General features: G+C 73.2%; 11 protein-coding genes and 2 pseudogenes. 9 read left to right on the forward strand and 4 right to left on the reverse strand.

Going from position 1 to position 14,974, the window contains the following annotated elements:
• Window positions 1–130: 130 nt before the first annotated feature.
• Window positions 131–940, forward strand: a complete 810-nt coding sequence (locus ENC19_RS23395) for an SAM-dependent methyltransferase (protein ID WP_164449358.1) — start codon at window positions 131–133, stop codon at window positions 938–940.
• A 79-nt stretch (window positions 941–1,019) separates the two neighbouring features.
• A complete protein-coding gene (locus ENC19_RS23400) occupies window positions 1,020–2,675 on the forward strand; it encodes a putative bifunctional diguanylate cyclase/phosphodiesterase (RefSeq protein WP_164449357.1) in 1,656 nt (551 codons plus the stop codon).
• Window positions 2,676–2,696: 21 nt separating this feature from the next.
• Here ENC19_RS23400 and ENC19_RS23405 read toward each other — a convergent pair whose 3' ends face one another.
• From ENC19_RS23405 to ENC19_RS23415, 3 genes and pseudogenes are all read right to left on the reverse strand, one after another.
• The gene (locus tag ENC19_RS23405; protein WP_164449232.1) at window positions 2,697–3,821 is read right to left on the reverse strand and encodes a glycosyltransferase family 4 protein; all 1,125 of its coding nucleotides are present in this window, start codon (window positions 3,819–3,821) and stop codon (window positions 2,697–2,699) included.
• Window positions 3,818–5,077, reverse strand: a complete 1,260-nt coding sequence (locus tag ENC19_RS23410) for a M48 family metallopeptidase (RefSeq protein ID WP_164449233.1) — start codon at window positions 5,075–5,077, stop codon at window positions 3,818–3,820. Before ENC19_RS23410 ends, ENC19_RS23405 begins: the two co-directional genes overlap by 4 nt.
• 180 nt (window positions 5,078–5,257) lie before the next feature.
• Window positions 5,258–6,687, reverse strand: a pseudogene (locus ENC19_RS23415) (NYN domain-containing protein).
• A gap of 127 nt (window positions 6,688–6,814) precedes the next feature.
• Between ENC19_RS23415 and ENC19_RS23420 the strand changes: the two are divergent.
• From ENC19_RS23420 to ENC19_RS23450, 7 genes and pseudogenes are all read left to right on the forward strand, one after another.
• Window positions 6,815–8,569, forward strand: a complete 1,755-nt coding sequence (locus ENC19_RS23420; protein ID WP_164449234.1) for a DEDD exonuclease domain-containing protein — start codon at window positions 6,815–6,817, stop codon at window positions 8,567–8,569.
• 129 nt (window positions 8,570–8,698) lie between these two features.
• Window positions 8,699–10,486: a RelA/SpoT family protein gene (locus tag ENC19_RS23425; RefSeq protein ID WP_164449235.1), complete on the forward strand. Its 1,788-nt coding sequence runs from the start codon at window positions 8,699–8,701 to the stop codon at window positions 10,484–10,486.
• Between the two features lie 74 nt (window positions 10,487–10,560).
• Window positions 10,561–11,103, forward strand: a complete 543-nt coding sequence (locus ENC19_RS23430) for an NUDIX hydrolase (RefSeq protein WP_164449236.1) — start codon at window positions 10,561–10,563, stop codon at window positions 11,101–11,103.
• A 53-nt stretch (window positions 11,104–11,156) separates the two neighbouring features.
• Window positions 11,157–11,985: pseudogene (locus ENC19_RS23435) on the forward strand (nucleotidyltransferase family protein).
• Window positions 11,986–12,073: 88 nt separating this feature from the next.
• Window positions 12,074–12,652, forward strand: a complete 579-nt coding sequence (locus tag ENC19_RS23440) for an ArsR/SmtB family transcription factor (protein WP_164449237.1) — start codon at window positions 12,074–12,076, stop codon at window positions 12,650–12,652.
• Entirely contained in the window at window positions 12,649–13,947 is a 1,299-nt protein-coding gene (locus tag ENC19_RS23445; RefSeq protein ID WP_164449238.1) for an MFS transporter, read from the forward strand. The genes ENC19_RS23440 and ENC19_RS23445 overlap by 4 nt, the downstream gene beginning before the upstream one ends.
• The gene (locus tag ENC19_RS23450; protein WP_164449239.1) at window positions 13,944–14,231 is read left to right on the forward strand and encodes an Lrp/AsnC family transcriptional regulator; all 288 of its coding nucleotides are present in this window, start codon (window positions 13,944–13,946) and stop codon (window positions 14,229–14,231) included. The genes ENC19_RS23445 and ENC19_RS23450 overlap by 4 nt, the downstream gene beginning before the upstream one ends.
• A 48-nt stretch (window positions 14,232–14,279) precedes the next feature.
• On the opposite strand, the gene ENC19_RS23455 is transcribed toward ENC19_RS23450, so the two are convergent.
• Complete coding sequence (locus tag ENC19_RS23455; protein WP_164449240.1) at window positions 14,280–14,954, reverse strand: DUF4142 domain-containing protein; 675 nt, start codon at window positions 14,952–14,954, stop codon at window positions 14,280–14,282.
• Window positions 14,955–14,974 lie beyond the last annotated feature (20 nt).

Below are 14,974 nucleotides of genomic sequence, written 5' to 3' on the forward strand. Positions count from 1 at the left end.
ACCTCGGCGGGGCACGGATCTTCGCATCGAAGGCCTCCGCCCGTACCGGCTCTGGCCTCCCTCGCGAAAGCGGGGCAGAATACCCGCCGGGGCGGCGTCGCCGCCGAGGGCGGGCGAAGGGGTGAGGCACTTGCAGCGGCCGGACTGGGCACCCGAGACGATCGACGTCGAACGTCCCAGCGTCGCCCGCATGTACGACTACTATCTCGGCGGCTCACACAACTTCGCCGTGGACCGGGCGACCGCTCGCGCGATGGTGGCGGTGGTGCCGCAGGCACCGCTGATGGCGCAGGCCAACCGCGCTTTCCTGCGCCGGGCCGTGCAGTTCCTCACCGACGCCGGCATCCGGCAGTTCCTGGACATCGGTTCCGGCATCCCCACCGTGGGCAACGTGCACGAGATCGCGCAACGGCACGCCCCCGACTCTCGGGTGGTCTACGTCGACGTCGACCCGGTCGCCGTGGCGCACAGTCGGGAGATCCTGGCCGGCAACGACCGTACGGCGGTGATCCAGGAGGATCTGCGCCATCCCGAGCGGATCCTGACCCATCCCGACATACGCGCGATGCTCGACTTCTCCCAGCCGATGGCGGTGCTGGTGGTGGCGGTGCTGCACTTCGTTCCCGACGACGACCGGCCGGCCGAGGTGCTGCGGACGCTGCGGGCGGCACTTGCCCCCGGCAGCTACCTGGTCCTGTCGCAGGCCAGCGACGACGGCCGGGGCGAGGCCGAGCGGGCCGAGGCCGAGGAGGTCTACCGGCGCACCGACAACCCGCTGTGGATACGCAGCCGGGCCGAGCTGACCGGGTTCTTCGACGGCTTCGAGTTGGTCGAGCCCGGCGTGGTGTGGGTGCCGCAGTGGCGCCCGGAAACGCCGGAGAGCGCCGAGGACGCCGAACAGGCGGTGTTCCTCGGCGGGGTCGGGCGCCTCGGTGGGTAAGCCCGCGGACGGCCGGCCCTGCGCCGGCGTGTTCGCCCGCGCCTGGGCGAAGGCGGTATCGGGCACCAGCTATCTGCCGATGACCCACGCCCAGCTCGAGGTGCTGCTGCAGCGGCTCACCGACCTGCTCGCCGAGGCGCTGCGGGCGGAGCCGCTCGACCTGCGGGTCGGGCACAAGGTCGCCGACGAGCTGGTCGCCGCGCACATCGTCTCCGCCGAGGCGCTCGGCCGGACCGTCGAGGTGATCCAGCTTCGACTGGTCCGTGACCTCGACCTGGTCGCCGACGACATCGAGGACCGGATGGCCCGCCTGCTGGGCGCGGTCGCCACCGGCTACGCCCGAGCGCTGCGGGACCGGACCCTCGACGAGCAGGAGTCCATCCGGCGGGCCGCGATGACCGCCCGCGCCGAGGCGGAGCAGGCGCTACGGGCCAGCGAGGCCCGTTTCCGGCACCAGGCCACCCACGACCCGTTGACCGACCTGCCGAACCGCACGCTCTTCGCCGAACGCCTCGCCGCCGCCGTCGACGCGTCGGCCGGCAGTGGCCGCCGGGTCGGGCTGTGCTTTCTCGACCTCGACCGGTTCAAGCGGGTCAACGACTCCTTCGGGCACCAGATCGGCGACCGGGCACTGGTGGCCGCGGCACGGCGACTGCGGCGGGCGGTCGAGCCGCACCTGGTCGCGCGGCTCGGCGGGGACGCCTTCGTCGTTCTCGTCGAACGGTCCACCGGGACCGGAGACGTGGTCGCCGTCGCCGAGGCGGCACTGGCCGCGCTCTCCGAGCCGGTGGTGGTCGACGGACATGACGTGACCGTCACGGCGAGCGTGGGCATCGTGGAGCGGCGGGTCGCCGGGACCTCGCCGGACGACCTGATGCGGGCCGCGGGCAGCACCCTGCACTGGGCCAAGTCGGCCGGGGGCGCGGGCTGGGCCCTGTACGACGCGGAGCGCGACGGCCGGGAGCAGGCCCGCCAGGAGCTGTGCGCGGCCATCCCGGCGGGGCTGGAACGGGGTGAGTTCTTCCTCGACTACCAGCCGTTGACCTCGTTGCACGACGGTTCGCTGCTGGGCGTCGAGGCGCTGGTCCGGTGGCGCCACCCACGGCTCGGGGTGCTGCGCCCGGACAAGTTCATCGGTCTGGCCGAGGAGACCGGGTTGATCGTGCCGCTCGGCGGGTGGGTGCTCGCCGAGGCGTGTCGCGAGGCGGTCGGCTGGACGTCCACCTCGGGTGAGCCCCCGTACGTCAGCGTCAACCTGGCGGTCCGGCAGGTTCGCCGCCCCGGTCTGGTGCAGGAGGTGCGGGCCCTGCTGCGGCGTACCGGCCTGCCGCCGAACCGGCTCCAACTGGAGATCACCGAGAGCACGATGATGACCACCTCCGAGGAGCCGGTACGCGCCCTTCGCGCCCTCGCCGACCTGGGCATCCGGATCGCCATCGACGACTTCGGTACCGGCTACAGCAACCTGGCCTACCTACGGGACCTGCCGGTGACCGAGTTGAAGGTGGCCGGTGAGTTCGTGCGGGGCCTGCGTACTCCGGAGGCCCGCGCCGACGAACGGATCCTCGCCTCGCTGGTCTCGCTGGCGCACGCGCTGGACCTGACGGTGACCGCCGAGGGGGTGGAGACCGGCGGACAGGCCGAGCGGCTGCGGGCGATCGGCTGCGACGCCGGCCAGGGCTGGCACTTCGGCCGCCCCGCCTCCCCCGACCACATCCTCGCCCGCATCCGCTGAGCCAGCCTCCGGTGGCCGGTCTCAGCCGGCGAGCAGTGTGGACAGGCGTAGCGCCTGCGTCTCCCAGCGCCACTCCCGCTCCACCCAGGCCCGCCCGGCGGCGCCGAACTGCCGGGCCAGGTCCCGGTCGGCCAGCAGGGTGGCCACCCGGTCGGCGAGTTCGGCGAGATCCCGACCGTCCACCACGTAGCCCGTCTCGCCCTGGCGCACCGCGTCCGGGGCGCCGCCGGAGTTGCCGGCGACCACCGGCAGGCCGGTCGCCGACGCCTCCAGGTAGACGATGCCGAGCCCTTCGACGTCCAAGCCCCGGTTGCGGGTGCGGCACGGCATGGCGTACACGTCGCCGGCCGCGTAGTGAGCGGGCAGTTCTGCCGAGGGCACCGAACCGGTGAAGACCACGTCCCGCTCCATCCCGGACTGGCGGGCCAGCCGGGCCAGCGTGGTCCGGTACGGTCCACCGCCGACCACCAGCAACGCGGCGTCGGGCACCCGGCGGCGAATCAGCGGCATCGCCCGGATCAGCATGTCCTGGCCCTTGCGGGGCACCAGCCGCGACACGCAGACCACCACCGGCCGGTCGGCCAGGCCGAGCCGGTGCCGCACCGCGCCGCCGTCGACGGACGGGTGGTAGACGTCGGTGTCCACACCGGGCGCGAGCCGCCGCAGTTCGGTCAGGCCGTCCACGACCCGGGCCAGCCGGGTGCGGGTGTACTCGCCCAGGTAGGTCACCACGTCGGTGTCCCGAGCGATGCGCCGCAGCGCCGTCCGGGCCATCGGCACCGCCGCCCAGCCGACCTCGTGACCGTGGGTCAGGGCGACCACCCGCCGGATGCCGGCCCGCCGACGCAGCCCGGCCGCGAGCAGTCCGAGCGGAGCCGCCGCGCCGAACCAGACCGTGTCGCACCCGTACGATCGGGCCAGTCGGGCGGCCCGGCGCGCCACGAGGGGGGTGGGCAGCAACACCTTGGTGCGCTCCCGCACCACCTCGAACGGCTGGTCGGCGTCGAACTTGTCCGCCCCGGCCCAGCGTGACGCGTACACCACCACCGAACCGGCCGGCTGGCGCACCGCGAGGTTGTGCACGAACGACTGGATGCCGCCCGGCCGGGGCGGAAAATCGTTCGTCACCAGCAACGTGCGGCTCAACGGCCAACCTTTCGGGCGTACGCGCGGGCAGCGGCGATCCGCTCCACGGTGGACGGGTGGGAGGCCGAGTAGAGGTACTCCCAGCGGGGCGGGTCGGGGTCGGACAGGTTGACCGCGGACAGTCGCCGCTGCATCGACTCGAACGCGGCCGGGTCGCCGGTCAACGCCAGCGCGTGTGCGTCGGCGCGGGCCTCGACCCGCCGCGACATCAGCGCCTGCACCGGAGCGAAGACCAGCCCGGCCACCGTGACCAGGGCGAGCAACAGCGGGAACGCGCGGGGTTGCGCCACCGAGTCGACCCCGGCCAGGCGCAGCAGCGGTGGCCAGGAGCCGATCAGGTAGAGCGCCACCACCGCGGCGGCGGCGCCGAGCGCGCCGGTGAGCGTGCCGACCGGTACGTCCCGGTCCCGGGCGTGGCCCAGTTCGTGCGCCACCACCGCGGTCACCTCGGCCGGCGTCGCCTCGCGCAGCAGGTTGTCGTAGACCACCACCCGGCGGGTCGGCCCCAGCCCGGAGACGTACGCGTTGACCGCCCGGGTGCGCCGGGAGGCGTCGGCGACCAGCACGTCGCGCACCGGCACTCCGTCCCGTTCGGCCAGCTCCATGAGCTGGCTGCGCAGCGGCGACGGCTCCATCGGGCGGAACCGGTTGAAGACCGGCTCGACGAGCACCGGCAGCACGAAGGAGAGCAGCGCCACCAGGGTGGCGGCACCGGCCGCGCCGAAGGCCCACCACCAGCGGGGGGCGAGTCGCACGACGGTGTAGAAGCCGAGCAGCGCCACCGCGCCGATGACGGCGCTCACCGCGTACGACTTGAGCAGGTCCACCGCCCAGCCGCCCCAGCCGTTGGTGGCCAGCCCGTAACGGGTGAGCACGCTGTGCCGCCACGCCGAGAAGGGCAGGGTCACCAGGTCGGCGACCAGCACCACGGCCAGACCACCGAGGATCGCCTGCGCGATCCAGTGCCCGCCGAAGGGCCGCCCGGCCAACTCGACCAGGCGGCTGCCCAGCGGGGTCAACCCGAGTGCCAGGGCCACCAGCAGCCCGACGCCGAGCGCCGCCCATCCGCCGGGACGCAGCGCGGACCGGAACTGCCGGGCCCGCTCCACCTGCTCGGTCGGCAGGTCGCGCAGGGCGGCGAGCTGGTCGGCCCGGGGGGCCGGCGGGCGCTGCCACGGGATCAGCACCAGCGCCGCCACGACCAGGGCGACACCCAGTCCGGCCAGGGTCAGCACCGCCCATCCTCGCGGGCTCACCACGCCGTCCCGTCCGGCACCGGCGATCCGCCGCAACGAACGCGAACCGATCCGTCGCCCGCCGTGCGCCTCATGCCAGCCGCTCCTGTCGCCATGGGCGCCCATCCTATGTCCCGGGGTGGATCCGCCCCACGCCCGTCGACCCACCGCACGGCCGGCTCAGAACCACCGCAGCCGGGCTCAGGACCGCGACAGCCGACGCACCAGCGAATCCGCCCCCAGCGGGTACGCGCCGTGCCGGCGTACCCCGTCGGCCACCTCGCGGTCGGAGGACACCACCACCACGGGACGGCCCGGTGGTTCGGCCCGCACCAGTCGGCGGATCAGCTCGTCGGCGGTCTCACCCTTGCGGGAGAACAGCACCCGCACCCCACGCGGGGTCGGTGGCAGGCCGTGCACCCGTTCGGCGCCGTCGAAGACCACGGTGACCTCGTCACCGGTCTGCGCGGCGATCCCGCCGAGGCCGCTCACCAGCCGCTTGCGCTGCTGTTCGAGCGACATCTCCCCGAAGCCGCGTTTGGTCACGTTGTAGCCGTCTACCACCAGGTGCGCCCGGGGCAGCGCCAGGAGCTGGTCCAGCCGGGCCGGGTCGTCGGTGTCCTGGGCCCGGGCCGCGGCCCCGGTGGCGGTGGGCGAATCGGTGAAGGAGTCGGCCACGAAGTCGGCGGGCAGCTTGTCGACCGGATCCAGGGCCAGCTCCCGGCGCAGCCCGACGGCGGCCTGACCGATCGTCTCCAGCAGCAGCCACAGTCGCGCGTCGTCGACCGAGCGGGCCTCCTTGGCGCTGCTCCGCGCCGCGCCGGCCGCGGCCTCCGCCTCGGCCAGCCGGGCCCGGACCCGGCGCAGTTCGGCGTCCGCGTCGGCGGCGGCCCGGGTGGCCCGGCCCCGCTCGGTGGCCAGCAGCTCGTTGGCCCGACGCTCCCGGGCCTGGCTCTCCCGCAGCGTACGAGCCAGTTGCCGGGCCTCCTCGCGCAGTTGGCCCAGTTCCTCGCGGACCCGGGCCAGTTCGTCACGCAGCTTGTCGGCCTCCACCCGGGCGACCGCCCGGTCGTGCTCGGCCCGGTGGCCCGCTGTTCGGCCTGCCGGACCAGTTCGGCCACCACCGCCGTGTCCGCCTCGGCGCGGACCGCCGCCCCGCTGGCGTCGATCAACTCCCGCCAGCCGCGCGGACGGGCCAGGTAGGCCAGGGCCGCCACCTCGACCGGATCGGCGGCGGCGGGCGCGGTGCCCTCCACCACGGCGGTGCCCAGGTCACCGGCGTCAGCCAGCACCCGTGCGGTGACCCGCTGCCGGAACAGCGGATCGGCGGTGAGTTGGGCGGCGATCGCCGGCGCGCCGAGCCGGGCGCGTCGATTCGGAGCGAACTTGGCGACCCGACGCAGCGGCACGGGCACCTCGTCGGCGGGCAGACCGGGCAGCACGGCGGCGGTGAGCGAGACGATCCGCTGTCGCACCGGCTCGGGCAGGATCGGCTCCGGCTCCGGCTGCCCCGGGTCCACCGGCCCGGGGTCCGGCGTCGGCTCGTCGGTGGCACCGTCACCGGCCGCGGGCACCGCGACGACCTGCTCCTCCTGCGGGAGGTTGTCGTCGTGCGGCTCGGTGAGGGGCATGTGGCAAGTCTCCCACCGCGACCGGGCCCACCGCCCGGTGAGTGAGCCGATCTCTCATCCTAGACCGGTGGTGACGTCTGGGGCTGGTGGGGCGGGAGTGTCGGACCGGACCGTTACGGTGCCGCGGATGGCAGCACAGGAGTTCCGGCAACCGCCGCTCGCCGGCCTCGATCCGACCGTCGGCGGTGTCGACCCGGCGCTGCCGCTGTACGCGACGACGTTCGTGGTGGTCGACCTCGAGACCACCGGCGGCGCACCCGACGGCGGCGGCATCACCGAGATCGGCGCGGTCAAGGTGCGCGGCGGCGAGGAGCTGGGGGTGCTGGCCACCCTGGTCAACCCCGGGGTGCCGATCCCACCCTTCATCACCGTGCTGACCGGCATCACCCAGGCGATGCTGCTGCCGGCGCCGCCGATCGAGCAGGTGCTGCCGAGTTTCCTGGAGTTCGTCTCGGACGCCGTACTGGTCGCCCACAACGCGCCGTACGACGTCGGCTTCCTCAAGGCGGCCTGCGCGAAGCACGGCTACCGCTGGCCGAACCCGCGGGTGCTGGACACCGCGGCGCTGGCCCGACGGGTGCTGCTGCGCGACGAGGTGCCCAACCGCAAGCTCGGCACCCTCGCCGCGTACTTCCGGGCGGCCACGCAGCCGACCCACCGGGCCCTGGACGACGCCCGGGCGACCGTCGACGTGCTGCACGGGCTCATCGGCCGCCTCGGCGGGCACCGGGTCGACACCATCGGCGACGCCATCGAGTTCGCCCGCGCGGTCACCCCGACGCAGCGTCGCAAGCGGCACCTGGCCGACGGTCTGCCCCGCTCCCCCGGGGTCTACATCTTCCGGGCCGCCGACGAGCGACCGCTCTACATCGGCACCTCCCGGGACATCGCCACCCGGGTACGCAGCTACTTCACCGCCGCGGAGAAACGCGCCCGGATCTCGGAGATGCTGGCCGCCGCCGAGCGGGTGGAGGCGGTGGAGTGTGCGCACTCGCTGGAGGCCGAGGTGCGTGAGCTGCGGCTGATCGCGGCGCACGCGCCGCCGTACAACCGACGGTCGAAGTACCCGGAGCGGGTGGTCTGGCTGAAGCTGACCGACGGGCCGTACCCCAGGTTGTCGGTGGTCCGGGAGATTTCCCCGGGTGACCGCGCCTACCTCGGCCCGTTCACCTCACGGCGGGCCGCCGAGCTGGCCGCCGCCGGCTTCCACGACGCGGTGCCGCTGCGGCAGTGCACCCACCGGTTGTCGCTGCGTACCGTGACGCCGGCCTGCGCGCTGGCCGAGCTGGGCCGCTGCCCGGCACCCTGCGAGCACCGGATCTCACCCGAGGAGTACGACGCCCGGGCGGTCACGCCGTTCGCCACCGCCACCACGGGCGATCCACAGCCGGTGGTGGACGCCCTGCTCGCGCGGATCGAGGCGCTCTCGGCCGGCCAGCGCTACGAGGAGGCGGCCGCGCTGCGCTCCCGTCTCGCGGCGGTGCTGCGGGCCGCCGTACGCATGCAGCGGCTCGCCGCGCTGAGTGGGCTCGCCGAGGTGGCCGCCGCGCACCCGGCGGCCGGCGGCGGCTGGGAGCTGGCGCTGGTACGTCACGGCCGGCTCGCCGGCGCCGGGGTGTCGCCGCCCGGGGTCCATCCTCGACCGACGTTGACCGCCATCCGGGCCACCGCCGAGACGGTGCCGCCCGGGCACGGTCCGGTCCCGGCGGCCAGCCCGGAGGAGTCGGAGCGGATCCTGTCCTGGTTGGAGCGACCGGAGACCCGACTGGTCGAGATGTCCGCCGGTTGGTCCTCGCCGGTGGCCGGCGCGGCACGGTTCCGCGACCTGTTGACCAAGGCGGAGAGCGCGGCGTCCCGGCAACTCTGGTCCGAACGCTCATGAGCAACTGTCCGATCGGACTACGTCGACTCACTTACTCTGTTAAGGAAGTGCAGTCCTGCCCGTTTCGAGGGTCTGCTCCCGCTTGCCGGAATCCGGTGGTGGTGCAGCAGGCGTGAGGGGGTGTCCCAGGTGGACGTCAACGCCGGCCACGGCGGCGCCCTGGGCGGTGCGCTCCCGACACAGCCCGGCGAGCTGCCCCTGACCAGACGACTCCGATCGCTGCTGACCTGGCCGACCACCGAGACCGAACCGGTCGGCCAACTGGTACGCACCCACCGCGCCATCCACGCCGGCGCCGACCCGGCGGTGCTGCGCCGCGCGTACACCATCGCGGACAACATGCACCGCGGCCAGTTCCGCAAGAGCGGGGAGCCGTTCATCACCCACCCGCTGGCGGTCGCCCAGATCTGCGCGGAACTCGGCATGGACACCACCACTCTGGTCGCGGCGCTGCTGCACGACACGGTGGAGGACACCCGCTACACGTTGCAGGCCCTCGCGGAGGACTTCGACCACGAGGTCGCCCACCTGGTCGACGGGGTGACCAAGTTCGACAAGGCGTTCTACGGGCAGGCCGCCGAGGCGGAGACCATCCGCAAGATGATCATCGCGGCCGGCAAGGACGTCCGGGTGCTCATCATCAAGCTCGCCGACCGGCTGCACAACATGCGCACCCTGGGCGTACGCTCGGCCGCCTCCCGCGAACGGATCGCCCGCAAGACCCAGGAGGTGCTGGTACCGCTCTGCGACCGGCTGGGTATCCAGACCCTCAAACGGGAGCTGGACGACGTGGTGCTGCTGCACCTCGAGCCGGACGAGCACGCCCGCATCGCGCGGCACGTGCACGACCGGCCCGGCTGGGACAGCTACCTCACCGAGGTGGTCGCCCAGGCCAGGGTGGCGCTACGGCGCAGCCGGGTCGACGCCGAGGTCGCCCCGCGACCCCGGCACCTCTACTCGATCTGGAAGGACACCGTGGCCGGCGGCCACACCGCTCCGTTCGACCTGCCCCGGATCACCATCGTGGTCGACGGTCCGCCGACCGACTGTTACGCGGCGCTCGGTGCCGTGCACGGCCTCTGGCGGCCGGTGCCGGGCCGGTTCAAGGACTTCATCGCCTCACCGAAGAACAACCTCTACCGGTCCCTGCACACGAGCGTCTGCGGGCCGAAGAACCGCACCGTCGAGGTGCTGATCCGCACGACGGAGATGCACCGCGCGGCCGAGTACGGGGTGGCCGCCGACTTCCGCTTCCCCCGCTCCGGCGGGGCCACGGCCCGCTCGGGGCAGCTCGACTGGCTGCGCCGGGTGCTGGACTGGGAGCAGGATGCCGCCGACCCGGCCCAGTTCCTGCACTCGCTGCGCTGCGACCTGTCCGAGGCGCAGATCCAGGTGGTCGCCGAGGGGCGGCAGATCGTGCTGCCGGCCGGTGCCACCCCGGTCGACCTGGCCTACGAGCTCGGTACCGACCGGGGTGACCGGTGTCTGGCGGCCCGGGTCAACGGTCGGCTGGTGCCGCTCTCCTCCGAGCTCGAGGAGGGTGACGTGGTGGAGATCTTCACCGAGACCGACGAGGAGAGCAGCCTCGACGCCGAGGTGGCCCCGCGTGGGCCGCGTCGTGAGTGGCTGGGGTTCGTCAAGTCACCACACGCCCAGATGCAGATCAACAGGTGGTTCGCCGAGCACAGCGAGCCGGGGATCTCGATCAGCGACAAGGTACGCCTGGGCCGGGCCACCATCGGGCTGGCCCTGCGCCGGTACAACCGGGGGCTGGCCAGCGATCTGCCGCTGCTGCGCCTGTCGGAGGAACTCGGCTACCCGGATCTGGAAACGCTGCTGGTCGCGGTCTTCGACCGGGTCATCGAGCCGGACGCCGTGGTGCGCCAACTCATCGACCTCGTCGACCACCGTCAGTGACCGACCCGGCCCCACCCGGTACTCGGCGTGGTCCTCGTGGCGCGAGCGGGCCGCACGGCCACTAGCCTGGAGTCATGATCCCCCGTACCCGCCGCACCGGACGCGCCGTCGCGTACCAGGTCTTCTACCGGCTGCCGCTGCCGGTCCGACGTCGGCTGGTCCGGATGGCCGTGCCGAAGTACATCGTCGGTGCCGTCACCCTGCTCCGCGACAGTGAGGCCTCGGGCGCGGGTCGGTTGCTGCTGCTGCGGCAGCCGCCGGGCCGGGGATGGACCCTGCCGGCGGGGTTGCTGCAACGCGGCGAGAACCCGGCCGTCGGTGCCGCCCGGGAGTTGTACGAGGAGACCGGGGTCCGGCTCTCCCCCACCCGACTCACCCCGGCGGCACCCAACGCCATCGTGCACGCCAAGGGATGGGTGGACGTGGTGTTCACCGCCGAGGTGCCGGCCTCGCGCACCGAGCTGACCGTCGACGGTGCCGAGGTCTTCGAAGCCGCCTGGCACCCGCTGGACGACCTGCCGAAGCTGACCTGGCCGACCGCCCGCCTGCTGGCCTACTACGACATCGGTCCGCTGGCCGGGCAGTTCCCGCCGCCGCTGCCCGACACGACGCCGTGACCCGGCCCGAGGGTGCGGCGAGCGGCGGTCGGCCCACCGCGTCCTCCGACGGCATCTGCGCGGTGGTGCTCGCCGCCGGCGAGGGCACCCGGCTGCGCCCGCTGACCGAGCGGGTACCGAAGGCGTCTGCCCGGTGGGCAACGTGTCCCTGCTGGACCGGGCGCTGGCTCGGCTCGCCGGGCTCGGCCTGACCGGCCCGGCCTCGGTCGCGGTGAACGCCTGCTACCTGGGTGACCAGGTGGTGCGGCGGACAGGTGCGCGGGCGCACCTGTCGGTGGAGCCGGGCAGCCCGCTCGGCACCGCCGGCGGCGTGGGGCGGCTGCGGGACTGGATCGACGGCCGGGCGTGCTGGTCGGCAACGCCGACGCCTACCTGGCCGACCCGGCGGCACCGCCCGGCCCCGACATCGCCGCGCTGCTGGCCGGCTGGGACGGCGAATCGGTGCGCCTGCTCGGGCAGCCGGCCGCCGACCCGACCGCGCCGGGCACCTTCGACGGGCACGTCTTCACCGGGTTCTCCCTGTTGCCGTGGCGGCTGGTCCGCGACCTGCCCGCCACCTTCGGCGACCTGGTACGCGCGGTGTGGCGTCCGGCCGAGGCCGCCGGTCGGCTGACCGTGGTCGGCTACCGGGGCACCTTCATCGACACCGGCACCCCGGCCGACTACCTCGCCGCGAACCTGCACGCCGCCGGCGACGGCTGCCTGATCGACGCGGCCGCCACGGTCACCGGCACCTGTCACCGTTGCGTGGTGGGCGCGGGTGCCACCGTCCGGGGCACGGTCAGCCGCAGCGTGATCTGGCCGGACGCCGTCGTCGGCGCCGAGGAGCACCTGCGCGACGTGATCCGGGCCGGTGCCGACCTGACCGTCCCGGCGGCCTGACTCGTCGACGCACCAAGGCCGGACCCAACGTGCCCGGTTTACAGAAAAGTCTTTGCATAAGCTTTTCTGCGAAGCTATGTTGCCCGGCATGACCGATCCTCGCCAGGAACGACGGGTATCCGATCCCGCGGACCTCAAAGCGGTGGCGCACCCTCTCCGGGTGCGGCTGCTGGCGGCTCTGCGGGAGCACGGCCCGGCCACGGCCACCGAGCTCGCCCGCCTGCTCGACACCGAGTCCGGATCGACCAGCTACCACCTACGCGTACTGGCCCGGCACGGGTTCGTCACGGAGTCCGCGCTCGGGCGTCGACATCCCCGAGAACGGCGCTGGGCCGCCGTACACCTCACGACCGGTTGGAGCAACACCGAGCTCTCCGCGAGTGATGCCGGTCGGCAGGCTGCGGCGATGATGCGGCGTCGACAGGTCGAGGTGCTCGTCGGCGATGTCGAGCACTTCGAGGCGCACCTGGACGACCTGGATCCGGAGTGGGTGGAGGCGGCAGGTATCGGCGATGTCGTGACTCGGCTCAGCCGCTCCTCGGTGGCCGAGTTGTGGGACCGCTTCTATGCCCACCTCGACGAGCTGAGAGCACGGGACGAAGCCGATCCGACCGCGGTCACCGTGTCCATCGTGGTGGCCGGTTTTCCGCGCACCGAACGCCGATGAGCATCGACGCTGCCCGGCGTCGGTACGCATCGCTGAACTTTCTCCTGTGGCTGCCGACCGGGCTCTATCTGGTGCCCCTCGTACTGCTGATGCTCGACCGTGGCTTGTCGGTACCCACGATCGCGCTCGTCACCGCGGTGTACGGTCTCACGGTCGCGCTGCTCGAACTGCCCACCGGAGGGCTGACGGACGCGATCGGCCGCCGCCCCGTTCTCGTCGCCTCGGCGGTGGCCGGCGCCGGCGGCCTGCTGTTGCTGGGCCTGGCCGACACGGTCGCACTGTTTCTGGCCTCCGCGGTGCTGCGCGGCGTCGCCCGCGCGCTGTCGACCGGGCCGCTGGAAGCGTGGTACGTCGACACCGTGCACGCGCAGGCCGACCGCGATGTCGACCTGACCACCGGACTGGCTCGCGGTGAGGTCGCCGGGTCGCTGGCACTGGCGGTCGGCACGCTCGCTGGCGGTCTACTGCCGCTGGCCCTGGGTGACACCGGCGCGCTTCCGGCCCTGGCAGTGCCGGTGCTGACAGCGGCCGGGGTCGAGGCGCTGCGGGCCCTGGTGACGGTCCGGCTGCCCGAGCCGCCGCGCCCGCGTCTGAGGATGGCGGCCGTCGTGCGTCGCGTGCCCGCCGGCGTCGTCGCTGGGCTGCAGGTTTCGGCGCGGGACCGGGTACTGGCCCGGGTGTTGCTCGCGGCCGGCGGAGCGGGTGTCGCGCTGGGTGCCATCGAACTTCTCACCCCGGCCTGGCTGGCCGAGCTGACCAGCGGCCCGACCGCCGCCGCCACGTACGCGGTGGTGGCAGCCACAGGTTTCGGCGCCGACGCCGTAGGGGGGATGATCGCGGGTTGGACGGTGCGTACCTGCGGATCACACGCGCGGGCGGCAGCGACCGGAGCGGTCGTGTCCGCACTGTCCATGCTCGGACTCGCCGGTTGCGCCCTCCTGCGGGGGCCGGGTGCCATGACGCTCGCCGGGCTCGCTTACTGCCTGATGTTCCTCGGTCTCGGCGCGGCCTTTCCGGCACAGGCGAAGCTGCTCCACGACCGCGTCGAGGCGACCGAACGCGCCACCGTGCTGTCTGTACAGTCACTACTCATGCAGGTCGTGGTGGCGACGGGGCTACCGCTGATCGGCTGGCAGGCCACCCGGCACGGTGTCGAAGCGGGTTACCTGATCGGCGCGGCGGTGCTGTTCGCGTCCGCCGCCCTTTTCGTGCGCCTGCCCGGCGCAGCCCCGCACGGCGCTGCTGGCACAGCGCCTAGCATGGGCGAGTACGCCGACGAACGGAGAGTCCCGTGATCACCGCGATCGTGCTGATCGACTGCGCCACCGACTCGATCCCCGAGGTGGCCGAGGCACTGGCCAACCTGCCGGGGGTGAGCGAGGTCTACTCGGTGGCCGGGCACGTCGACCTGATCGCCATGGTCCGGGTCCGCGAGTTCGACGAGATCGCCCAGATCATCGCGGGCAGCATCTCGAAGGTGCCCGGCGTGCTCAACACCGAATCGCACATCGCCTTCCGCGCGTACTCGCGGCACGACCTGGAGGAAGCCTTCGCCATCGGCCTGGGCAGCACCGACTGAGCCGGCCCACCCCACAGGGGGTGGACCGGCTCGGCTCGTACCGCCGAATCAGCTCTGCTGCGGCACCGGGGTCTCGGTGACGGTGCCACCGGGCACCGGCTCCTCGGTGAAGGTCTCACCCGGGGCCGGCGTGGTGCCACCCGGAGCCGGGACGGTGCCACCCGGGCTGGCCGTGCCGCTCGGGCTGGTCTCCGGGACCGGGATGCCGAGTTCCTCGGCCAGCATCACCAGGGCGTCGTAGTGCGCCTGCAGGACCGGCAGCGCGGTCTGCGCCAGCTGGACCACCTGCGGCTCGGTGCCCTGTGAGATCTCCGTCTGGGTCGCCTGGATGGCCTGGACGTGGCCGGCCAGTTCCTGGGTCACCCAGAGCCGGTCGAACTCCTCGCCGCTGGCGTTGTTGAGCTGGTCGAGACCGGCCTGCTGTTCCGTGGTGGGTTCGCTCGGCAGGTCGACGTTCAGCTGTCCGGCCAGGTCCTGCACCGACTGGTCCAGTTCGGTGTGGTCCGTGACGAACTGCTGCCCCAGCTCCTTGACCTGCTGGTTCTGACCCTTCTGCTGGGCCAGTTCACCGGCGGCGATCTCGTACAGGTTGACCTGGTGGACCGCCTGCAGGTACTGGGTGTCCTGTTCCGACGGCTGTGCCGCCGCCTGCGCCGCCGCCGCGGGTGCGACCCCCACCAGCACCAGCGCGGCCAGCAGGCCGAGGCGTTTGATACCCAACATGCTTCCTCCCCGTTGAGACG

The organism is Verrucosispora sioxanthis, assembly GCF_010560025.1.
Lineage (GTDB): Bacteria > Actinomycetota > Actinomycetes > Mycobacteriales > Micromonosporaceae > Micromonospora > Micromonospora palythoicola.